This is a genomic window from Cohnella abietis, assembly GCF_004295585.1.
GTDB lineage: Bacteria > Bacillota > Bacilli > Paenibacillales > Paenibacillaceae > Cohnella > Cohnella abietis.
This window is the reverse complement of sequence record NZ_AP019400.1, coordinates 1,486,223-1,506,610: the sequence shown is the minus strand read 5'-3', so window position 1 is coordinate 1,506,610 and position 20,388 is coordinate 1,486,223. Positions and strand designations below refer to the sequence as shown.

The window sequence follows — 20,388 nt, the reverse complement described above, 5'->3', positions numbered from 1 at the left end:
TAGTACAAACAGCGATATTTCTAGCTTCAAATAATTATGAACGATTTGTAATTTTAGCAGTTAATCCACTGATACAACAATAAAAACGGGCTTTGTATTTATCAATTGCTATTATTTATGGAATGTTTTCAAGCAGATTAGCTGATAGACTTTGAGATATTCCAAGCCTAAGTCCACAGCGGACGCGGAGAAACCACATAGTGGGGTGAAGCCGCTAATCGTGCGGCAGGGAACTCTTTGACCCGAACCCGTCAGCTAACTTCGCAGGCAAACAAAGGGAGGAACATATTTATGCGTAACAACAAATCAGGTTTTAAGAAAGCTCTTATATTAGGAACGCTAGCTTTAGCGATTTCCATTCCTACAGGTGTTGGCGCGGCATCAGCAGCAAGCGTAACTGGAAATAATCAAGCGACTACGCAAATCAATAGTCGCCTTGGAATAGATCTTAATGCTCTCCTTCAACAATGGCTGCAAGGCAAATACCCAGTCGTAACTGCACCATCAACGGGTTCAGGAAACACAGGCTCCGGTCAAGGATCAACACCAACTAAGCCAAGCGTGCCTAGCCAGCCTTCTAAGCCTACTGTACCTACTCAGCCATCTAAACCCACTGTGCCAACCCAGCCATCTAAGCCTAATCCAGGGAATGGGACAGACACAGGCACAACAGCTCCAGCATCCTCATTCGCAACTGAAGTCGTAACACTTGTAAATCAGGAACGCGCCAAAGCAGGTCTAAGTGCTTTGAAGGAATCTAATGCTACTCTAACCAAAATGGCTCTAGATAAAGCAAAAGACATGTATAACAACGGTTATTTTGACCATAATTCACCGACCTACGGCTCACCGTTCGATATGATGAAAACGTACGGTATCAGCTATCGCTATGCAGGTGAGAACATTGCCAAGGGACAACGTACTCCTCAAGAAGTAATGACAGCATGGATGAATAGCCCTGGTCATCGCGCTAATATCCTAAGTGCCAACTTCACTATTATTGGCGTTGCTTACCACAATGGCGTCTGGGTTCAAGAATTTATTTCTTAAAAGAAGTAGGGCAGAAGGCGTTGATGCAGGGAAAACCTGTATCAACGCCTTTTGGCTTTAATTTCTTACCTCCCCCATCTGGCTGGCTCTAATCGTGCCTCTCCCAAACCTCGTTGCTCGATTATTTCGTACATCTACCTTCAAACGTGCCTCTTCCCGATCTCGTTGCTCGATTATTCCGTACACCTACCTCCAAGAGTGCCTCTCCAAAGACCCGTTGCTCGATTATTTCGTACATCTATCTCCAAGAGTACCTCTCCACGCCCCCGTTGCTCGATTATTTCGTACATCTATCTCCAAGAGTGCCTCTCCACGCCCCAGTTGCTCGATTATTTCGTACATCTACCTTCAAACGTGCCTCTTTCTGACCAGTTGCTCGATTATTTCGTACATCTACCTCCAATCGTGCCTCTCCCAGACCCAGTAGCTCGATTATTTCGTACACCTACCTCCAATCGCGCCTCCCCCTGACCACGTTGCTCGATTATTTCGTACTTCTACCTTCAAACGTGCATCTCTCTGACCCAGTTGCTCGATTATTTCGTACATCTCTATTAAGCCCCCTAAATAGATTGGAGAGTGCCTGCAAAGTTAAGGTACACTAAGATAGGGGGATGAGGATATATGAGGAGACGTAATCGCACTTTTGAAGCTATAAGACATCAAGCAGCTAGGGAAGCTTTATCTGGTATAAAGCCAGCTATTGTTGCACGTAAGTACGAGGTTACATCTGAGACCATACGCTCTTGGGTGAAGGAGTTTCAAGAAACCCATGGCGATGATAGCATACCTACATTCAGTGAACGCGCAGCAGATGAACAACGCTATCTTGAACTCGAGGAAAAACATGCCCGTGCTATGAAGGTCTTGGGCGAGAAAGAACTTGAACTCGAGATTTTGCGTGAACTTATAAAAAAGAAGAACCCTCTCTCGATGACAAACTAGAGGTTGCCACAACCTTCATTGAGCGGGGAAACGCAGTCGTAATCGTATTACAGATGGTTGCAGTGGCTTCTTCCACGTACTATGAGCGCCGTCTTAGGAAGAACCATTTGGAAGTCGTTGCCTCGAGTCCGCCTGCCCGTGGTAGACCTCTGTCCACCCATACCCTGCTGCAAAATGGCGATAAGGTCAGCAATTCACAGGTGCAGGAATGGCTGACGGAACTCATTTCAGGTGAAGAATATATCTACGGCTACCGCATGCTCGCAGAATGCTTACGTGTCCAGTACCAGGCTTTGATTAATGATAAGAAGGTATACCGTTTTTGCAAGGAGCTAGGCATTTTGAAGCCTCAGCGTAGGAAAATTGTTCACTATCCAAGGCGATTAGCCCGCAACCATACCATCACTGCTTCAAATCAGCTGTGGCAGCTCGACATTAAGTATGGGTACGTCGAGGGTTACGATCAGTTCTTCTATCTGGCAGACATGATCGATGTCTACGACCGAACCATTGTCGGTTACCACTTAGGCTCGTCGTGCAGTGCTATCCATATCTGTCAAACAGTGAAAGCTGCATTCAAAGCCCGCTTGTCGCAGGGCGAAGCTAGGCCAATTATCCGGACCGACAACGGCCCGCAGTTTATAAGCAAGGCGTTTGGTGCGCTCAGTGCAGATGAGAATGAGCCCTTTATTCACGAGCGTATCCCGCCAAAATCACCAAATATGAATGCTTACATCGAATCGTTTCATGCCACATTGGAACGCGACGTATTGGACAAGACGTCGTTTGAAACATTCGAAGCAGCGTACCAGGCAGTGCGGGACTACATCGAATTTTACAACGCACGTCGGATGCACGGCAGCTTAGGGAAGCGTTCACCAGCAGCATTCATGAACTGGTTAAAAGGTACCAAAGAAGACCTCAAAAAATTCGATCGCGTGCTGTAATTTTGAGCAAAACGGCGAAAAAGAATGGGATTCTATAATAACAACAGTTTTACTTGGAGACTCTCCGGAATTAGGGGACCGAACCGATCTACCTCCAATCGTGCCTATCCTCGACCCCGTTGCTCGATTATTTCGTACATCTACCTTCAAACGTGCATCTCTCTGACCCAGTTGCTCGATTATTTCGTACATCTACCTCCAATCGTGCCTATCCTCGACCCCGTTGCTCGATTATTTCGTACATCTACCTCCAATCGTACCTCCTCCTGACCTCTCTGTTCGATTATTTCGTACATCTACCTTCAAACGTGCCTATCCCTGACCCCGTTGCTCGATTATTTCGTACATCTACCTTCAAACGTGCCTCTTTCTGACCAGTTGCTCGATTATTTCGTACATCTACCTCCAATCGTGCCTCTCCACGCCCTCGTTGCTCGATTATTTCGTACATATACCTCCAATCGTGCCTCTCCCAGACCCAGTAGCTCGATTATTTCGTACACCTACCTCCAATCGCGCCTCTCCCTGACACCGTTGTTCGATTATTTCGTGCATCTCCCACTTGTCTTTGCGCACATTTATTTGTTGGTTCGTTGATAATTATTGAAAGCTGTTTGGAGAAGTGAGTCACGTGTAAAAAAAAGTCTATAGGACATCCTTTATTGGGTATAGCTTCCTTAATTTTTATTTATCGCCAAATCAGGACTTTTGATGTAGAATAATGTCACACATATAGGAATAATTACCTGAACCGATCAGGATATACTATGAGGAGTGTTGTTGTGAGCATCGCTACAAGCGTAAACGGGGAAATATCTGAAAGGCCAATTAAAATTGAAGTGCAATCATATTTTGATGGGGGCTTGCTGCAGTATATTGGTTGGAGTATTCTCGGTTTTATCGTAACTGTATGCACGCTAGGTATTTGCTACCCTTGGGCACTAACAATGCTTTATCGCTGGAAAATTGAGCATACTGTAATTGAGGGTCGTAGACTCAAGTTTAATGGATCTGCTGTAGGTTTATTCGGCAACTGGATTAAATGGTGGTTACTCTGCATCGTGACAGTTGGCATTTATAGCCTTTGGTTATTTATATCATTAGAAAAATGGAAGACCAAACATACAACATTTGCTTAAGAACAAAAAAATCCCACCTAGCCCATGCGGCAAGGCGGGATTTTTTATTCTTATTTCAGAAAATCATGATCGACATAGCGTTCGCCGTTGAGCTCGCTAATGATGTTGATGGCAACTTTGGCACCATTGCCTGCGGTTATGATTGTGTGCATACTCACACCAGCGGCGGTACCAGCTACCCATATACGATCTATGCTCGTCTTTCCTTCTGGAGAAGCATCAACGATCGTTTTAATTCTCGGCTCTGTTCCTGGCTTGGTGCGAACGCCACTAGCTTCAGCCACATCTACGAATAGCCCGGTGGCGAGAATAACGTGACTCGCTTCGTAGGTTTCTCCGTCTGTTTCAATAGTAATAAACCCGTCCCCAGCAATTAGCTTGGTCGCTTTGGCCGTCACGAACTCCGCACCAAACTTAACTGCTTGTGCCTTCCCAATAGCCACGAGATCAGGACCCGTAATTTCTTTGACTCCATAATGGTTCTCAACCCATGCTCGCTTTGTTACGCTCTGGTCGCTATCGAGTACAAGTGTTTTCTTCCCTGCTTTCGCAGTAAAAATAGCCGCACTTGCGCCTGCGGGACCTCCGCCGATTATTGCGATTTCATACATAACAATCACTCCTTGAGGGATATAATGGAACTCACCTCATTTTAGCATGAGAACAACTTACTTCCAAAAAGTAAGTATTCCTGTGCTGAAGCAAATGCAGCTTAACGTAGAATTGGGTGATCGGGGGTGCCCCTTCTTTACGTAGAATCAGGGGATCAGAGATGCCCCTTCTTAACGTAGAATCGAATGGTCAGAAATACCCCGATGCGTGCCATAGAGATTCACTTGCGCCCTTATTCAATCCCGCTTATTAAGTCCCACTCATTCAGTCCCACTCAATCTCCCTCATTCAGTCCCGCTCTTTCAATCGCTCTACCCCAACCGTCTGAGTATTCATCGGATTTGTCCCAACCTGAACCGTAGCCACGCCGTTTGGTACATCTACGTTCTCAATCCAAACGGATTCCTCGCCGTCCAATTGAACCGATATATTATCAGATGATTCATAAATTTCCTTTGCTCTCTGTGCATTCATGGATTATTTTCCTCCATTGTATCCGTCGTTGATTCCGAGATCAGCCCATTATGAAGAGTTACCTGCCCCCCACCCAATCCTTCGTTAATCATTCGGTCTATATCCATGTCGTAGACGTCCTTGCCCTCATGAATAGAGTCTGAATTGCCCTTACCCTGTACATTTTCCGAGTCCATGCTTCTTCGTCTCCTTGGTTTCTGGCTTATAACCCTTTCCAATATTCCCTGCACGATTGTTTTCCATTCGGACGGGGAAGCTTATAAAGGAGTAAACACCTTGAGTAAAAGGGAGCCAATACCCATGCATACGGTCTGGAAAGGTGCGATCAGCTTCGGCTTGGTTCATGTACCTGTCAAAATGTTCACAGCTACTGAAGACAAAGATATTCATTTACGGATGATTCACAAAGAATGCGGTACGCCTATCGCCAATGTTCGCACCTGCCCTCATTGCGAGAAGGAACTGGGATGGGATGACATCTCGAAGGGCTACGAAAGCGAAAAGGATCGTTTCGTCTTGTTCGAATCCGATGAGCTTGACGCTATAAAGCCGGAAAATACTCGAACGATTCAAATTTTGGATTTTGTCGATTTGACGGAAATTGATCCCTTATATTATCAGAAGGCTTATTATTTATCTCCCGACCAAGCAGGCTCAGGTGCTTATAATTTGTTGCTCGAGGCTATGCGTCAATCGGGTAAAATCGGTATAGCTAAAATCGCAATACGAAGCAAAAGTAGCTTGGCCGCTATTCGGGCTGTAGACAATTGTATATGCATGGAAACCATGCACTACCCAGATGAAATCCGCCCCTTACAGCAGGTACCAAACTTACCCGAGCAAACTTCCGTTAATGAACGGGAGCTAACAATGGCTAAAATGCTCATTGATCAGCTTTCAACTCCCTTTGATCCGGCCAAATATACGGACGATTACCGAATTGCCTTGCAAGAAGCTATCCAACGTAAAATTGCTGGTGAAGGCACGGATATTATTACGGCTCCTGCCGCAGAAAGAACAAATGTCATAGATCTTATGGCAGCTCTCCAGGCTAGCCTAGAGGCTACGAATTCAAAGCCAGCTAAGCCACCTACCACTGCTGCTACGCCAACCGACACAGGGGAAGACCGTAGCAAAGCCAAGCCTCGTGGCACACGTGGTCGCAAGAAAGAGGGCGCCGTTCCCTAAACGATTGTGGAGAAACCCTTTTCACCCTAATCGGTCCGGAATCCACATTTCAATCAAGCTGCTTAAAAGTACAGTCCTCCAAATGAACCGCCGTAACAATTGCTTGTACAGTTGGGTGTCTCATTGTTCCATGCGTTGTCCATTCCATATATTGAATCTTTACGATAATCTGCGGATTCACCCACAGTACATCCTTATACCTTTCCGGCTTATTCATAAAGGGCATTTCAGGGATTATCGCTGCTTTAGCTTGATTGGTTAAATTTTGTAGCTCCATCCCCGCTAGCTTGCCTGGACCGGAATGCCCGATATATACAAATTCACCTGTTGCATTATACAAGCCTAGGAGCATGGAGTTTACGGTGTCATGGTTTAACGTAATGCCTCCTACGATGGCATGAAGATCATAAAAAATCTTGATCTTCTGCCATCGCTTATCCTTCCCTGCTACAGAATAGGTGCTTTCTGTATTTTTGCAGACGATTCCTTCCATCTGATGAGCTTTCATAACCTTTAACAGCTGGGAGGCATCACTGAAATTTTGCACAACCTGTATATTGTCATGAGGGATAATATATTCGTTTAATAGTGCTTGTCTCTCCAATAAGGGTTTATCCATAACTGATTTACCCTCAATATACAGCACATCAAAAATCATATATACGACTGGAGTTCGTTTCACAGCTCGTTCGATATGATCTAATCTGCGCAAGCTATCTCGCTTCATGATTTCATGAAATGACGGCTTGTTCTCATCGAAGGCTATTAGCTCCCCATCAATAATAAACGATGATGAACGGCAAAATGTCGAGGGCTGCGATAGCTCCGGATATTGCATCGTTCGTTCGTTAAGCCTGCGATTGAATAATCTAACCTCTTGACCGTCAAAATAAGTTAACATTCTAACGCCGTCCCATTTTATTTGGGCGATCCATTGTTCTCCAGTCGGTATTTGCGTAGCCGAGATCGGTTCGAAGGGCGCAAGGGGAAGCCATTCCATCTGCCCAATACCTCCTTAAATGAATAATTAGGTGCTTCCACCTATCCTCTAAAGAGTGGACTGTTCGGCTAGAATACATACATAGATTGCACAGCTTCTACCACCCTCCATAACAAAAATCGCCCCCAAGCTGCTACTATCAGCAGTATGGAAGCGATAATGTTATTCCTTCAGCTCGATCCACTCGCTCGACCAGCTTTCAATATTATTAAATAACGGAGCTAAGGCTTTGCCTTTATCCGTTAGCTTATACTCAATGCGCACTGGCGTTTCGGGATAAACGTCACGTTGAATGATGCTCTCGGCTTCTAATTCCTTTAGCCGTTCGGACAGTACTTTACCGCTTAGATTAGGCAATGAGCTCTCAATTCGAGCAAAACGCTGAGGACCAGCGAGCAGCTGATATACAATCAAAGCTGTCCAACGTTTACTCAATATTTCCATAGCCTTCTCAAATCGAGGACATAATTGCGACTGATCCATTCTCATCACCCCATCTTCCCATTATACGCTAGATCAGATTCTTGAGGAAGGAAAGTCTAATATCGATCATTAGATAGAGTCCTTCTTGTCACATCTGGAAATGCTAATGAGAACACAAAGATGGAAGGGGAACGAAATGGCACAGCGACCAACGATTGTGCGGCTTGATGAGTTTGAATTAACCATATCCCACCCAGACAAGCTCATATGGCCTGAGCTTGAGATTACTAAGCTAGATTATGTACAAATACTTGCAGAGCTGGCACCATATTTACTCCCCTATAGCACAGGTCGATACTTAACAACAATTCGTTTTCCAGAGGGCATACACGGAACTTCCTTTTACCAGAAAAATTGTCCCAAGCCCACCCCTGACTATGTCCGCACTGCGCAAGACGGCAGTATCCGCTATGTGGTAATGGATTCCGTGCCTACTCTTCTGTGGATGGGGAGCCTGTATAGTCTTGAATTCCATGTCGCCTCTGATGAAATTGCCAATGTACTACCGAATACATGGATGCTTGATATCGATCCTACTCTAAAGGATGAGCCTCGCCTTATGGAAGCAACATCTCTCGTAGGGCAGCTACTAAAATCACTCGGATTACACGCCATACCCAAAACCTCCGGAGCAACTGGTGTGCAAATCGTCATGCCTATTGAGCGTGGACCCGACTTTGACAAGCTCAGACGGTTTGGCAAATTCGTATCCGAATATCTCGTTGCCCAGCACCCTAAGCTATTTACCGTAGAACGTATGACGAAGGATCGCGGTGACCTCATCTATTTGGACTATCTCCAGCACTATGCTGGCAAAACATTACCAGCACCCTATTCTCCTAGAGCTCGCCCCGGCGCAACTGTGTCCACACCGATTTCTTGGGAGGAGGTTCAGCTTAACGTCAAACCAACCGATTTCCACTTACTTAACATTAGGCAGCGGCTTCGAGCACAGGGCGACATCTTGTCCACCGCTCCCCGGCAATCTCTTGCGGACATCATTAATCAAATCCCTTAAAGCAATGGGGATAAAATTCGTGACATAGCTTCCTTCAGCTTCTGCTTGCGCGGACGCTTCAGAAACCTCTGTAAATTGATTTCTGTGCTGTTATCCAGATCCAGCAGAAAATCTCTTTCCATATGTTCGATAGCTTCAAGATCAAACAGATGAGCATTAATCTCAAAGTTACTGTAAAAGCTGCGCAGATCCATATTAGCTGAGCCAACGACTGCAACAAGCTTGTCCGCAACAAGGGTTTTGGCGTGGATAAAGCCTTTTTTATACTGCCAGACTCTGACTCCTGAACGCATCATTTCTTCTACATAAGACAATGTCGCATAGTGAACTAGCCACGAATCTGGTACATAAGGGATAATAATTCGTACGTCTAATCCGCTCAATGCAGCGTCATGCAGCGCCATGGCAATGCTTGCGCTTGGAATGAAATACGGCGTAGTTATCCATATGCGCTCTCGTGCAGATGACACCATTGCGAAGATGGAGTCGTGAATCGCATCTCCACTCCGATTAGGTCCAGCAGGAACGATTTGTACCGCTTCTTCATTTTCACAGGAATGATTGGGGAAGAACGCTGCATGATTCGGCTTTTCTCGCGTCGCCATCTCCCAGTCCTTCAGAAAAACCTCTTGAAGCCAATAGACTGAGTCCCCCTCCAGCCTAATGTGAGTATCTCTCCAGTAGCCTAGACGTGGGTGCTTTCCTATGTATTCATCTCCAACATTAATCCCACCAATAAAGCCGATCTCCCCATCTACAACAATGATTTTTCGATGATTGCGATAATTCATCCTCTTCTTCAAAAAGGAAGGTCTTAGTGGAAAAAAACACGCGCACTCCACACCGCCATCCCTTAAAGTCTGGATATAAGATTCACTTAGCTTAATGCTACCTATTCCGTCGAATAGAAATCTTACCTGTACACCCTGCTGCGCCTTCTCAATCAATTCCTTCTGAAACATTCTTCCAGTCTCATCATCCCGCACAATATAAGAAGCCAGATGAATATGATCCTTGGCACGACGAATAGCCTTTATCATAGCTTCATAGGTATCATAACCGTTATTGTAAATTTCACAGCGATTTTTAAGGGAAATAGGCAGCTCTCCCCCTTTAAGTATGGCCCTGAACAGTCTTGTTTGCGAAGCAAAATCAGGAGCAGGAAGCTCTGAAGCCCGTGTAACATTCGTACTCTTGGCAATCAGCATTGCTCTGCGCCGCTGATCTAAGCTACCTCGACGACGTGCCTTCCGACTCCTGCGATATTCGGTAGCTAAAAAATAGTACAAGATGAAGCCGACCAGCGGGAAGAGAAACAAAATAAACAGCCAAGCAGTAGCATGCGCAGGTCTACGAAATTCGAGGAGCAGTATCGTGGCCGCTTGAAAGATAAATATGAACAACAGAATGCTTAGAGCTAGCACAATCATATCCTTACCTCGCCGTCTCTTAATGATTTATAAGGAATGAAAGAAAGACTACAAGAATAAATAGCATTAGAGCAGGATTACAATTCAAGATTCATTACTATTTGGAAAGGAGCAAAAATGGCACATAGAAAACGCAAGCCAAAATGGTCCTTTTTCCTTATTCGGGATGCCGACCAGCGGGTTAGGCAATTTCAAGTGTCGGGAAGAGCAGTCGTATTGTTGCCTGTCGCTGCGGCATTTACTCTTGCGGGCTGTTTCACTGTTTGGCAAATTCAGACTTTGAATCATATTCATGATTTGGAGGCTCGTCTTGCCCACGATTCAATTCAGCACAAAAACTCCTTGGAAGGAAAGAACAGTGAGATGAACGCCCTCACTAGTGAATTCAATCTCCTAAACGGACAGACTGAACGATTGAAGGAGCAGTTGAGCGGACTAAGTGAGCTTGAGCAGCGACTTAGGCAATTTCTCGGAAAGTATGGAGAAGGCGTACCTCAACCATCTAACAGGGATGCCTCTTCTACAGCAGTCTTTGAATCAACGATAACCGATTTCTCCGAGCTTTCGCAAATGCTGGATGAAATGGCCGTTTCTATGGAGTCTAGCTTGCGCAAGTCCGTGCAGAAGCAAGCCGAGCTCGATGCCATTCCCTCAGGATGGCCAACCGTTGCAAGGCGCTTAACGTCTGGGTTCGGCTTCCGGCGTGATCCGATGACCGGGAAGACTACCTTTCATGCAGGCGTAGATATTTCTGGTGATACTGGCGATCCTATCTATGCTGCAGGAGACGGTAAGGTTAAGGAATCCGGGTTTAACCGTACAAGGGGCAATTATATCATCATTACCCACCGCAACGGTTTGGAATCATGGTATATGCATTTAAGCCAAATTGGAGTTAAAATAGGCGATCAGCTTAAGCGTGGAGATATCATCGGCAAAATGGGCAATAGCGGTCGAAGCACCGGAACACATTTGCACTTCCAGATTGTCGTTAGCGAGGAGCCTGTAAATCCTCTCCCTTATTTGAGACAAATCAAGGAGGACTGAGCATAATGTTCAAGGACCATAAGAAGCTCATATCTCGTGTGACCGACACCTTAATCGGGACCGGAACTGAAATGAGTGGAAATCTTAAAACACAAGCTGGAGTTCGAATCGAAGGGGCATTCCAGGGAGACATCGATAGCAAAGGGGACATCGTAATTGGTGAAGGCGGCGTAGCGAAGTCCAATATTGTCGCTGGGGACGTTATAATTGCGGGTAAAGTATATGGGGACGTACATACCCGCGGCAAACTAATCATTACTTCAACAGGACAATTACATGGAAGCTCCTATGCGTCTGTGCTTAACATCCATGAAGGAGGGATCCTTAATGGTACCAGCAATATGGATCATCGCAAGGAGGCCAAACCACTAGGAGTCGCTGTGGAGAGCCCAAGCAACGGCGGAGATAAGAAATCGAAGCAGGCAGGTTGAACCTGCCTGCTTCTTCAGTAGCATAAAACTATTGAGCATTTAGCAACTGACATCTCTTCATCTACACCTATCTACTGTAAACCTCTTGCGTTAATTTTGATATCCTCTGCCAGTTCAGCTCTTCCAGCTTAAGACGATACGGCTCTGCATTCTGGAAGAAGCTTTTCTTTGCTCTAACTTCCCTCATAGAGCGTGTTAACGCGCCCGCCTCCAATGGGTCATACAGAACAGAGGTTTCTGGTGTCAAATAGTCACTGAGCAGCCCGATATTCGGAGCCACTACCGGGGTTGTACAAGACAATGCAAGTATGGCCGTGCCTGAGGTTGTTATATTCTGATAGGGCAATACTACGCAATCCGCGCATCGAATATAGTCAGCAATTTCTTCATCTTTAACATAATTAAGCGATACATGCACGTTACAGCTTTGAATACCCTTTTTAAATAAATCAAGATTAAACTCTTCCGAAGGCTTACCCGCTATCAGGAGATGAGCCTGCTCATCTCTCAATTCATTAAAGCTGGCAAGAAGCTGCTCCACGCCTTTGTAAGGTGCTATTCGTCCTAAAAATGTAAAGACGTAAGCATTATCCGGAATTCCATAACGTTCCCTAACATTCAACCCACTAGTAGGATAAGCATCTTTATAGTGACCGTGAGGTATAAAATAGATTTGGCGTTCCTTGGCTTTGAAATTACGAATTAACTCTTGCTTTGCCGAGTCCCCCATTACGATTAAGCTCGTGCTGAAGGAGCATAGCATTGTCCTCATGATGCGGTTAAACAAGCTTACTCCACCTTTATGAGGCCACACGTTATGAACGGTCCATACGATTTTAATTCCTCTCCACCTGAAAAATAGTAGCAGCAGAAGGAAAGTAACTGACTTAAACAAGGTTCCTAAAAAACTGCTTCCCGTATAGCTGAAGCTCGGCCAATGCACATGAAAGACATCGCCCCGCCTCATCAGATGCAGCCTCTTCTTATTAAAGGCTTTAATTGAAATATTACTGCTCTGTAGGGAGTCCACAAGCAGCTCCATGTACTTATTTCCTTCCAGCTTAATCGGCAGCATAAATACGGTGATCTCTCTCACCTGCCTTCGTCCGATTAAGATGAGGCCTGCCTACCGAATAATACTGGAAGTCCAAGTGATGAATAAGCTCCCGTTTGAACACATTCCTACCGTCAAATAGAACAGCATTATTCATCTTACTGCCTACTACTCTCATGTCCATTTCTGCGAATTCCGGCCATTCTGTTAGTAAGCATAACGCGTCCGCTCCCTCCGTCGCAGAAATCGCATTGCTGCACCAAATGATGTTAGGGTGATCGAAGCCTTTGCGGAAATTATCCATGGCTACAGGATCATACACTTTTACTATGACATCTCTGCGAACTAATTCCTCAATAATATCCTGCGAGGGAGCTTCGCGAACATCATCAGTATTCGGCTTGAAGGCTAGGCCCCATATCGCGATTGTCCTCCCTCTTAAGCTCCCTATAAACTCCTCCAGCTTCTGAATGACATTATTTCGCTGATCCCTATTTACATCTACAACTGATTTCAGGAGCTTAAAGTCATAATCCACGTTTCCTGCAATCTGTATGAGAGCCTTTGTGTCTTTAGGAAAACAAGAGCCTCCGTAACCGATACCTGCATTCAGGAAAGACGAACCGATTCGTTGATCAAGCCCCATGCCAAGCGCTACTTCTGTAACATCGGCTCCTACTTTTTCACAGATGTTAGCAATCTCATTAATAAATGAAATTCTCGTAGCTAAATAAGCATTGGAAGCATATTTAATCATCTCTGCACTTCGAATATCAGTCACTAGTATGTTATCGGTAAGCTCCCGGTGCAGCTCGACCGCAATAGCTGCTGCCTTAGGATTATCAGAACCGATAATAATGCGATCAGGGTGGAATGAATCCTTAACGGCTGAGCCCTCTCGAAGAAATTCAGGTACAGCTACTACATCGAAAGGATAGCTGGAGCACTCAGCAATAATGGCTTTAATTTTCTCGTTCGTACCGACGGGAACCGTGCTCTTAATCATAATTATTTTGTAGCCGTTCATGGCTTCCCCTATGCTTCTTGCAGCTCTATAAATATAGCTCATATTGGCTTCTCCACCAGCCATAGATGGAGTTCCTACTGCAATAATGATAAGCTCCGCATTCCTGACTGCGTTAGTTAAATCGGTTGTAAATGACAGCCTACCGGCATCCGCATTAATACGTAGTAGCTCCTGCAAGCCTGGCTCATATATCGGAATTTCTCCCTGCTGCAGCTTCTCTATCTTCCCTTCTTCCTTATCTACGCATGTGACATGATTACCTAGATCCGCAAAGCAAACGCCCGATACTAGTCCGACATACCCGGTTCCTATAATGGTCAGCTTCATCGCTCATCCCCCCAGACTACTGCCGAAAGCTAGAAGCTGCTCGGCCTTTGCTTCCCAAGATTGTTTTCTAGCCTCATGAATAATTTTGCTCTTCGAGATTTCGTTGTTAGCTAGCTTCTTAAGAACATCGTTCACTTGTGCGATAAACTCCTGCTTGTCCTTGTAGAAGTAAAGAAAATGATCTGTTCTTCTAAGAAGCTCAGGAGTAGCTGTTACGACTGTAGGGAGCCCCGCTGCTGCATATTCATACAGCTTCATCGGGCTTCTGCCTGCATTCGCGGCATGGTTGGACATCGGTAGAAGCGCTAGAGTCGCATGATGTAAAAACGCAGGTAACTGAGAGTAAGGCTTTGCGCCAAGCATGTGAACATTCGGACTCGTAGATAGGGATGAGGACGGGAGATGGGGACCGATGACGATGATGCTCAAATCCTTGCGCGCCTCCGCCAGCTGCTTAATAGCCTCCATGTCTAGCCGATTATCTACAGCACCTATATAAATTGCCCGTGGCCACGGGATGTGCATTAGCTCTTCAGGCTCAGCTCCTGCCGTCGAGAAATGCTCAAACTCAACTCCGTTCTCCATAACAATGCCAGGAAGCTCCGGCTTATATTTCTGAATATTCTGAAATACAGGATCGGATGTGGCTACTATGCCATGAGCTCGGCTAACAATTTCCTTCTCAGCACTCTCCACCGTCTGGTCATCGAGAATATCTTTGTAATTGTCTGTTGGTCTGTATACAATAACCTTCGCTTTTATATATCGTTCAATGCCTACGAAATAGGGCTGATCAATCAGTAGCAAATCCACTTCCGTAAAGCGATGATTAGCGAGCATCCTGGTCACGCTTGGAAAAGCTATGCAACGGACGAACCAATTTATTCCCGTTTTCTGAAAAATACGTCCTGCTAATTTCCACGGCACCCAGGAGAAAGGTACACAATGTATAATTTGGTCGTTCTTATCTTGCTTGTTAATATTTATCCACTGCTTGAAACGATCCGAGACGGACTTCTTCTTCATTTGCAGCAGATGGATAGGGGTAATGGATGTGCTTAAGTGTAAAACACGGTGTCCTAAGCTCAACAGCTCACGCGCCAAATGATGTGAGCCTACCACGAATGAGCCGCCAATATATGTATGGCTGACGAACATAATATTCAATGGCTTCTCTTTACTTTCCATTCCCCTCACCTCACCTCTACTATGCTATGCTTGCTTCTTCGTATATTTCAGCATAAATTGTGCAGCCAGCTCTTTAACCTTCCCCCGGTTAAACAGATATAATAAGACGGCATATAGAAGGGCACCGAAAGCTATTTGCAAGCAGACAATGACGATATGGGTATAGGAAGATTGTACAATTTGGCCAATCCCTAGCACCCCAAGAGCCATCAATAAGCTATAAGAAATACCAGGCGACAAGCTGCGAAGATAGACGGGTAAGCATGCACCTAAGATGCCATTGACCGAAATCCGATAGTGAATTCCGAACAACACGACTTGAGCAAGCAAGTAAGCAACAGCAACACCTGTCCCCCCTCCTACATAAGCCCCCAGTGTCAGCGCTGGCAAAATGACGACCAAGCTAATAAGCGTGTACTTAAAAGCAATATCAGCCCTGCCTTTGGCTAACAAGAGGCTAGAGGTATTCATGATGATAGATCTAATGAGGATCATTCCTGCTAACACCTGAATGAGCGGAATACTTGGTGTCCATTGCTCTCCGAAGGCAAGCGGCACGAGAAATGGCGCGGTAACAATTAATCCCAAGTAAATCGGTGCATTCACATAGCTCACAATACTAGTTATCTTCAGGAAACCTCTACGTAGCTGCTCGATCTGATCCTGTATTCTGGCCAAAATCGGCAAAGAAATTTGCGAGAAAAGAGGATTCAGCTTCTGGACGGGCATCGAGCAGATTTGAAAAGCAAAGGTATAATAGCCTAGCTTCTCTGCTCCGAACATTCGACCTAAGATCATGTAATCCAAGTTAGATATGAAGGTTTGCGTTATATTCGTACCCATTTGATATAATCCAAAGCTCAGATAGCCTTTAAGATCCTTCGTAGAAAAATGCCAGCTTGGCTTCCACCTTCGCCAGCCTACAATGGCCAATGCTATTGATTTCAATAGCGCATTAGCCAAGTGTGACCAGACTAAGGCATAGACACCATAGCCGTTAATCGCCCCAATCAGCACAACAGTAAACCCGAACAAATAAGCTGCAATGTCTACTTTGGCCAAATAATCAAACTTTAGCTCCTTCTGAAACAACACCTGAAACTGCTGACCGATGGATGGCACAAAACAAAGAAAAGCCATCACATGCATCGGTCCAATTAATTTGGGCTCATGGTAAAAATACGCCGCAACAGGAGCAAGAAGCCATACCGTTAAGCAAGCAGTCGCGCCAGCAGCTAGATTGAGAATATACAGGCTGGACAGCTCTTTACGCGTGACGTTCTGCCTATGAATAATAGCATTAGATATACCGAGATCATTCATCGCTACAGCCATAACGACGAATACCATAATCATGCCCATCAAGCCGTAGTCACCGGGCTTGAGTAACCGAGAAATGATGACAATCTGGGCGATCTGAATAACTATGGATACCACTGTAGATAGGCTGGACCATTTCATTGCCGTAATACCCTTAACTCTTAGTGACATGTCATTCCCTCATTCGGATTAGAGTGCGGTGTTATATCCATTTCTTCATATATAAGTACAAGGGATGCGGAATCAAATTAATTACTGCTTTCCTCAGGCTACGTTTCTTGATATACGATGGGATATCTAAGCACTGAAACCAATCAAAGAACGACCTCAATTCTGGCGGAATGAGTTGATTATTTTTCATACTGCGTACTCTAATCTCATCCCAGTATTCCATTTTTAATGAGTTGAAAGGAAGCCAACCGGGCAGCTTCTGCCGAATGAGGTCAAACGTTGTCTGACTGATCGTAAAGCCGACTTTTGCAGGATCTATTCCTTCTGCAAGGAAGGCAGCAATGGTCCGCAGACACTTCTCGCATCGACCACAATTCCCAGATTCCTTGTTCGACCAGCACACCCGAACCTTTAATGGACCGCCAGTGGTACGGATATATTCAGCGATTAAAGCTACTTTATCTTGTCGCGAGAACTCTTCCCCATCAAGATTAACCTTAGTGCCTGCCCATTCGACATGATTATTAATTAAGGTATTAGAGCCATCTGGAGTCGACAACGCCATTTTGGGAGGTAATGCAGAGGGGACGTATAAGTTTTTTATCCCTAACGCATAAGCAAGAGGAGCAATCAAGCCGACTAATCCGATCCCATGCTGCACGCCTGGCCACCAGCCATTTGTGAACCTTCCATATTTGAAGGAAATTTTCTCATTATTTATTATTTTTCGAAGATTGGATTTAACAAATAAGCTTTCAATACCATTAGCTATGCCGAAAGCTTCGTTATCCCGCTTAACTTCACCCCATATGTCCGCTTGATCAATGCGAATGTCAGCTCCCCACACCGTAATGAAATACGGATTCTCTTCCTTTCTTTGAAGGAAGGTTCCCAGAGAATCGACTCCCCCACTGAAAAAAGCAGCACACCTTGAAGGCTCAGTGGGAGGAATATCCTCACTCAGCCCTCCCACATGAATATCTCCCGTAAACTTGAGGCGGGGGTACAAAATATTAAAGGAGCGCTGAGCCTTCCTCAAGCTATCGTAAAATTGTCTATCAAGCTGCTCAACATACACGTCGGCTCCAGCAACCCACGCTACGGGACATAGATTGGCAAGCAAGGGAATGACTAGAATTCCGGGAGGCACCTTGCTAATATCTTTGTCGTACTCTACGAAGAAGTCCTCACCGGAGAAGAAAGAGCTAACCTTTGAGCCATATTTCACGGAGCAGCGAATCGTGTTGTTTCCCTCGACAACGACTTTATCAATATGAATTTGCTTCTCTTCTTGTCCCATGGCCAACCTCCCTCTTCCAATTGCCTTGCTGCTCCAGTACATGCTGCTTGAAATGCTCCCGGAATACATCCGCGGAAAACCGTAAGGCATTGTCACGACAGTCCCGATGAGATATACGGTGCTCGTTCAATTCAAATGCAGCTATCGCTTCCACCAGTGAAGGAACGGTCTGTTGAAAGAAGAACACTCCTGTAGGTGACTCCTCATCCAAGCCCCTTACTGTTTCTAGGGCTCCGCCCTTACCATAGGCAATCACTGGTGTTCCACACGATTGTGCCTCCACCGGTGCTATGCCAAAGTCCTCTTCTGCTGCGAATACAAAAGCTTTAGCATCTTGAATGTACTTCTTCAGCTGGTCGAATGGCTGATAACCTAGCAAGGTAATGTTTGGCTTGGCCTTTGCCTTAATTCTGGCATATTCAGGTCCATCTCCTATAACGATGAGCTTCTTATCCGGGAGAGTAGAGAAGGCTTCAACAATAAGCTCTATTTTCTTGTAGGGGACCATTCGCGAGGCCGTTACATAATAATCCTGCTTGTTTTCTTGAAGCATGAAGCCCTCAATATCTACGGGAGGATAAATGACCGTGGAATGGCGGCGATAAACCTTCCAAATTCGATTGGCAATATATTGCGAGTTGGCAATTAAAGAGTTAACTCCATTGGCGGTACGGCTGTCCCACAGCCGCATACGATGGAGCATCCATTTTGCAAAGCCAGCCCTCAAGCCTTTCGTCAGTCCAGAATCCTTCAAATATTGATGCTGCATATCCCAAGCGTATCGTATTGGAGTATGCACATAGGAAATATGCAATTGATCAGGACCCGTAATTACTCCTTTGGCTACCGCATAAGAGCTGGAGATGATGAGCTCATATTGTGATAAATCGAATTGCTCTATGGCGTAAGGCATTAAGGACAAGTAGTGACGAAATTTACTTTTAGCAAAGGGAAGCTTCTGAATAAAGGAAGTATGAACAGGCTTGTTACGGATGAACTTCCTCTCATCACACGGGAGAAAGTCTACAATACTGAATAAATCCGCGTCAGGATACAGCTTCAAAAGCTGTTCCAGAACCTTCTCAGCACCCGCGTAAACAACTAACCAATCATGAACGATTGCTACTTTCACGCTTGAACAACCTCCTTGACGACATCCCAGCTTTGTCGTGCACACTTTTCCCAGCTAAATCCGGATGCGCGTTCCAATCCTTTAACACTTAACGACTGACGAAGATGTGTATCTTTCATTACCTGACTAATTTTCGAAGCAATATCCGTTGGATCATTAGGGTTGCAATAGATCGTTGCTTCCCCGCATACCTCAGGCAGTGAGGCAGAACGAGAGACAATTACTGGTGTTCCGCATGTCATAGCCTCTAAGGGAGGAAGCCCAAATCCTTCGTATATAGAAGGAAACAAGAAGCAGGCGGCCCCTTCATAAAGTGCCTTCAGCTGCCTATCCGTGACATAACCTAACAGCTTCACTTTGTCCGAATGCGGCAGTCCAGCTGCACTAAAAACCTTACCATTCGTGCCACCCGCGATTACGATTTGGTAGTCGACTCCTTCAAGCATTTCGATCGCTCTCACGATGTTAGAGAAATTCTTGCTGGGATTCATGCTACTGACGGCCAACAGATAATTTTGCTTAGCTAGCTGGTGATGATTGAGCCATTCCCTATCAGGCTCCAGCCTTTGCATATGCTCTTTACCTAGCTCAACCACGCTAATCTTATTTTCCTTAATCCGACAATGCGCCATGAGCTGAGATTTAGAAAATTTCGACACCGTCATAATTCGGAGCGCACGAATTCCTAAAGCCTTTTGAATGATTTTGTAAGCATTCCGAAATAAGAACGAATAGGATTTCGGATATTCAAACACGGCCATGTCATGAATCGTCACGATCTGATTTCTCATAAGTAAAGGGCCGGTATTACATAAATTAATTAGCAGCCCTTTTCTAGCATAGTAAGGCAGTACGAGCTGTTCCCAAGGGTGCCCACCGAATGTACCTGTTTGCTTGACCTTAATGTGCTTGAGCTCTAGCTTGTGAATGATCTTCCGAGGGGCTAATAATGTGATGGAAAACTGTTCCCTGTCATCTCTGCTCTCTTCAAGCAATTGATCCCAATGCTTTACAAGCTCTATTGCGTATCTCTGCACTCCCGTAACGGATTGAGTTAAGAAACGAGCGTTAATATAAATGTTCATCTCAGGCCTCTAGATTGAGA

At 45.2% G+C, this 20,388-nt stretch carries 23 protein-coding genes and 1 riboswitch; of the genes, 8 read left to right on the top strand and 15 right to left on the bottom strand.

Translation table 11 applies throughout. From position 1 onward, the window contains the following. The first annotated feature begins 154 nt into the window (after positions 1-154). Positions 155-286: riboswitch (cyclic di-AMP (ydaO/yuaA leader) on the top strand. Positions 287-291: 5 nt separating this feature from the next. Then, positions 292-1,050, top strand: a complete 759-nt coding sequence (locus tag KCTCHS21_RS06060) for a CAP domain-containing protein (RefSeq protein WP_130605897.1) — start codon at positions 292-294, stop codon at positions 1,048-1,050. A gap of 277 nt (positions 1,051-1,327) precedes the next feature. Here KCTCHS21_RS06060 and KCTCHS21_RS30825 read toward each other — a convergent pair whose 3' ends face one another. After that, complete coding sequence (locus KCTCHS21_RS30825; protein ID WP_157993965.1) at positions 1,328-1,495, bottom strand: hypothetical protein; 168 nt, start codon at positions 1,493-1,495, stop codon at positions 1,328-1,330. 179 nt (positions 1,496-1,674) lie between these two features. Here KCTCHS21_RS30825 and KCTCHS21_RS06055 point away from each other — a divergent pair, with 179 nt between their 5' ends. Then, positions 1,675-1,995 (top strand): transposase, encoded by a 321-nt coding sequence (locus KCTCHS21_RS06055; RefSeq protein ID WP_130605895.1) that lies wholly within the window; start codon positions 1,675-1,677, stop codon positions 1,993-1,995. Positions 1,996-2,012: 17 nt separating this feature from the next. Continuing rightward, positions 2,013-2,942 (top strand): IS3 family transposase, encoded by a 930-nt coding sequence (locus KCTCHS21_RS06050; RefSeq protein ID WP_331872307.1) that lies wholly within the window; start codon positions 2,013-2,015, stop codon positions 2,940-2,942. A gap of 283 nt (positions 2,943-3,225) precedes the next feature. On the opposite strand, the gene KCTCHS21_RS30820 is transcribed toward KCTCHS21_RS06050, so the two are convergent. Beyond that, positions 3,226-3,393: a hypothetical protein gene (locus KCTCHS21_RS30820; RefSeq protein ID WP_157993963.1), complete on the bottom strand. Its 168-nt coding sequence runs from the start codon at positions 3,391-3,393 to the stop codon at positions 3,226-3,228. A 361-nt stretch (positions 3,394-3,754) separates the two neighbouring features. Here KCTCHS21_RS30820 and KCTCHS21_RS06045 point away from each other — a divergent pair, with 361 nt between their 5' ends. After that, on the top strand, positions 3,755-4,081 hold the full coding sequence (locus KCTCHS21_RS06045) for a YjgN family protein (protein WP_130616382.1): 327 nt from the start codon (positions 3,755-3,757) through the stop codon (positions 4,079-4,081). Between the two features lie 50 nt (positions 4,082-4,131). Here KCTCHS21_RS06045 and KCTCHS21_RS06040 read toward each other — a convergent pair whose 3' ends face one another. From KCTCHS21_RS06040 to KCTCHS21_RS06030, 3 genes are all read right to left on the bottom strand, one after another. Further along, positions 4,132-4,692 carry an FAD-dependent oxidoreductase gene (locus KCTCHS21_RS06040; RefSeq protein WP_130605891.1) on the bottom strand — a complete coding sequence of 187 codons (561 nt, stop codon included), beginning with the start codon at positions 4,690-4,692 and terminating at the stop codon, positions 4,132-4,134. Positions 4,693-4,981: 289 nt separating this feature from the next. Beyond that, on the bottom strand, positions 4,982-5,167 hold the full coding sequence (locus KCTCHS21_RS06035) for an H-type small acid-soluble spore protein (protein WP_130605889.1): 186 nt from the start codon (positions 5,165-5,167) through the stop codon (positions 4,982-4,984). Next, positions 5,164-5,343 (bottom strand): hypothetical protein, encoded by a 180-nt coding sequence (locus KCTCHS21_RS06030; protein ID WP_130605887.1) that lies wholly within the window; start codon positions 5,341-5,343, stop codon positions 5,164-5,166. Before KCTCHS21_RS06030 ends, KCTCHS21_RS06035 begins: the two co-directional genes overlap by 4 nt. 124 nt (positions 5,344-5,467) lie before the next feature. Here KCTCHS21_RS06030 and ku point away from each other — a divergent pair, with 124 nt between their 5' ends. Further along, the gene (gene ku, locus KCTCHS21_RS06025) at positions 5,468-6,355 is read left to right on the top strand and encodes a non-homologous end joining protein Ku (protein ID WP_130605885.1); all 888 of its coding nucleotides are present in this window, start codon (positions 5,468-5,470) and stop codon (positions 6,353-6,355) included. A 49-nt stretch (positions 6,356-6,404) separates the two neighbouring features. Here the strand turns inward: ku and KCTCHS21_RS06020 are convergent, their stop codons facing one another. Together KCTCHS21_RS06020 and KCTCHS21_RS06015 are read right to left on the bottom strand one after the other, a co-directional pair. After that, on the bottom strand, positions 6,405-7,355 hold the full coding sequence (locus KCTCHS21_RS06020) for an ATP-dependent DNA ligase (RefSeq protein ID WP_130605883.1): 951 nt from the start codon (positions 7,353-7,355) through the stop codon (positions 6,405-6,407). Between the two features lie 162 nt (positions 7,356-7,517). Next, on the bottom strand, positions 7,518-7,838 hold the full coding sequence (locus KCTCHS21_RS06015; RefSeq protein ID WP_130616381.1) for a catDE operon transcriptional regulator CatR: 321 nt from the start codon (positions 7,836-7,838) through the stop codon (positions 7,518-7,520). A 136-nt stretch (positions 7,839-7,974) separates the two neighbouring features. Between KCTCHS21_RS06015 and ligD the strand changes: the two genes are divergently transcribed. After that, a complete protein-coding gene (gene ligD / locus KCTCHS21_RS06010; protein WP_130605881.1) occupies positions 7,975-8,856 on the top strand; it encodes a non-homologous end-joining DNA ligase in 882 nt (293 codons plus the stop codon). On the opposite strand, the gene cls is transcribed toward ligD, so the two are convergent. Further along, entirely contained in the window at positions 8,853-10,286 is a 1,434-nt protein-coding gene (cls, locus tag KCTCHS21_RS06005) for a cardiolipin synthase (RefSeq protein ID WP_331871863.1), read from the bottom strand. The two genes, ligD and cls, sit on opposite strands and share 4 nt — an antisense overlap. Positions 10,287-10,403: 117 nt before the next feature. Here cls and KCTCHS21_RS06000 point away from each other — a divergent pair, with 117 nt between their 5' ends. Both KCTCHS21_RS06000 and KCTCHS21_RS05995 read left to right on the top strand, forming a co-directional pair. Next, entirely contained in the window at positions 10,404-11,333 is a 930-nt protein-coding gene (locus KCTCHS21_RS06000; protein ID WP_130605879.1) for a M23 family metallopeptidase, read from the top strand. Positions 11,334-11,338: 5 nt separating this feature from the next. Then, positions 11,339-11,764, top strand: a complete 426-nt coding sequence (locus tag KCTCHS21_RS05995) for a bactofilin family protein (protein WP_130605877.1) — start codon at positions 11,339-11,341, stop codon at positions 11,762-11,764. A gap of 67 nt (positions 11,765-11,831) precedes the next feature. On the opposite strand, the gene KCTCHS21_RS05990 is transcribed toward KCTCHS21_RS05995, so the two are convergent. From KCTCHS21_RS05990 to KCTCHS21_RS05960, 7 genes are read right to left on the bottom strand one after another with little or no spacing between them, the layout of a single operon-like run. Next, the gene (locus KCTCHS21_RS05990) at positions 11,832-12,839 is read right to left on the bottom strand and encodes a glycosyltransferase family 4 protein (protein WP_162309284.1); all 1,008 of its coding nucleotides are present in this window, start codon (positions 12,837-12,839) and stop codon (positions 11,832-11,834) included. Then, the gene (locus KCTCHS21_RS05985) at positions 12,826-14,172 is read right to left on the bottom strand and encodes a UDP-glucose dehydrogenase family protein (RefSeq protein ID WP_130605873.1); all 1,347 of its coding nucleotides are present in this window, start codon (positions 14,170-14,172) and stop codon (positions 12,826-12,828) included. Before KCTCHS21_RS05985 ends, KCTCHS21_RS05990 begins: the two co-directional genes overlap by 14 nt. 3 nt (positions 14,173-14,175) lie before the next feature. Beyond that, entirely contained in the window at positions 14,176-15,360 is a 1,185-nt protein-coding gene (locus KCTCHS21_RS05980) for a glycosyltransferase (protein ID WP_232058099.1), read from the bottom strand. A gap of 24 nt (positions 15,361-15,384) precedes the next feature. Then, complete coding sequence (locus KCTCHS21_RS05975; RefSeq protein ID WP_130605871.1) at positions 15,385-16,851, bottom strand: MOP flippase family protein; 1,467 nt, start codon at positions 16,849-16,851, stop codon at positions 15,385-15,387. 31 nt (positions 16,852-16,882) lie between these two features. Continuing rightward, on the bottom strand, positions 16,883-18,151 hold the full coding sequence (locus KCTCHS21_RS05970; protein WP_130605869.1) for a hypothetical protein: 1,269 nt from the start codon (positions 18,149-18,151) through the stop codon (positions 16,883-16,885). Further along, on the bottom strand, positions 18,120-19,283 hold the full coding sequence (locus KCTCHS21_RS05965; protein WP_130605867.1) for a glycosyltransferase family 4 protein: 1,164 nt from the start codon (positions 19,281-19,283) through the stop codon (positions 18,120-18,122). The genes KCTCHS21_RS05970 and KCTCHS21_RS05965 overlap by 32 nt, the downstream gene beginning before the upstream one ends. Continuing rightward, the gene (locus tag KCTCHS21_RS05960; RefSeq protein WP_130605865.1) at positions 19,280-20,368 is read right to left on the bottom strand and encodes a glycosyltransferase family 4 protein; all 1,089 of its coding nucleotides are present in this window, start codon (positions 20,366-20,368) and stop codon (positions 19,280-19,282) included. The genes KCTCHS21_RS05965 and KCTCHS21_RS05960 overlap by 4 nt, the downstream gene beginning before the upstream one ends. Positions 20,369-20,388: the final 20 nt, after the last annotated feature.

What these genes read in the sequence shown, in the direction of transcription:
- KCTCHS21_RS06060 (WP_130605897.1), top strand. Translation starts at nt 292, where the DNA reads ATGCGTAACAACAAATCAGGTTTTAAGAAAGCTCTTATATTAGGAACG.
- KCTCHS21_RS06055 (WP_130605895.1), top strand. Translation starts at nt 1,675, where the DNA reads ATGAGGAGACGTAATCGCACTTTTGAAGCTATAAGACATCAAGCAGCT.
- KCTCHS21_RS30820 (WP_157993963.1), bottom strand. Translation starts at nt 3,393, where the DNA reads ATGTACGAAATAATCGAGCAACGAGGGCGTGGAGAGGCACGATTGGAG.
- KCTCHS21_RS06040 (WP_130605891.1), bottom strand. Translation starts at nt 4,692, where the DNA reads ATGTATGAAATCGCAATAATCGGCGGAGGTCCCGCAGGCGCAAGTGCG.
- KCTCHS21_RS06035 (WP_130605889.1), bottom strand. Translation starts at nt 5,167, where the DNA reads ATGAATGCACAGAGAGCAAAGGAAATTTATGAATCATCTGATAATATA.
- KCTCHS21_RS06030 (WP_130605887.1), bottom strand. Translation starts at nt 5,343, where the DNA reads ATGGACTCGGAAAATGTACAGGGTAAGGGCAATTCAGACTCTATTCAT.
- ku (WP_130605885.1), top strand. Translation starts at nt 5,468, where the DNA reads ATGCATACGGTCTGGAAAGGTGCGATCAGCTTCGGCTTGGTTCATGTA.
- KCTCHS21_RS06020 (WP_130605883.1), bottom strand. Translation starts at nt 7,355, where the DNA reads ATGGAATGGCTTCCCCTTGCGCCCTTCGAACCGATCTCGGCTACGCAA.
- KCTCHS21_RS06015 (WP_130616381.1), bottom strand. Translation starts at nt 7,838, where the DNA reads ATGGATCAGTCGCAATTATGTCCTCGATTTGAGAAGGCTATGGAAATA.
- ligD (WP_130605881.1), top strand. Translation starts at nt 7,975, where the DNA reads ATGGCACAGCGACCAACGATTGTGCGGCTTGATGAGTTTGAATTAACC.
- cls (WP_331871863.1), bottom strand. Translation starts at nt 10,286, where the DNA reads ATGATTGTGCTAGCTCTAAGCATTCTGTTGTTCATATTTATCTTTCAA.
- KCTCHS21_RS06000 (WP_130605879.1), top strand. Translation starts at nt 10,404, where the DNA reads ATGGCACATAGAAAACGCAAGCCAAAATGGTCCTTTTTCCTTATTCGG.
- KCTCHS21_RS05995 (WP_130605877.1), top strand. Translation starts at nt 11,339, where the DNA reads ATGTTCAAGGACCATAAGAAGCTCATATCTCGTGTGACCGACACCTTA.
- KCTCHS21_RS05990 (WP_162309284.1), bottom strand. Translation starts at nt 12,839, where the DNA reads ATGCTGCCGATTAAGCTGGAAGGAAATAAGTACATGGAGCTGCTTGTG.
- KCTCHS21_RS05985 (WP_130605873.1), bottom strand. Translation starts at nt 14,172, where the DNA reads ATGAAGCTGACCATTATAGGAACCGGGTATGTCGGACTAGTATCGGGC.
- KCTCHS21_RS05980 (WP_232058099.1), bottom strand. Translation starts at nt 15,360, where the DNA reads ATGGAAAGTAAAGAGAAGCCATTGAATATTATGTTCGTCAGCCATACA.
- KCTCHS21_RS05975 (WP_130605871.1), bottom strand. Translation starts at nt 16,851, where the DNA reads ATGTCACTAAGAGTTAAGGGTATTACGGCAATGAAATGGTCCAGCCTA.
- KCTCHS21_RS05970 (WP_130605869.1), bottom strand. Translation starts at nt 18,151, where the DNA reads ATGGGACAAGAAGAGAAGCAAATTCATATTGATAAAGTCGTTGTCGAG.
- KCTCHS21_RS05960 (WP_130605865.1), bottom strand. Translation starts at nt 20,368, where the DNA reads ATGAACATTTATATTAACGCTCGTTTCTTAACTCAATCCGTTACGGGA.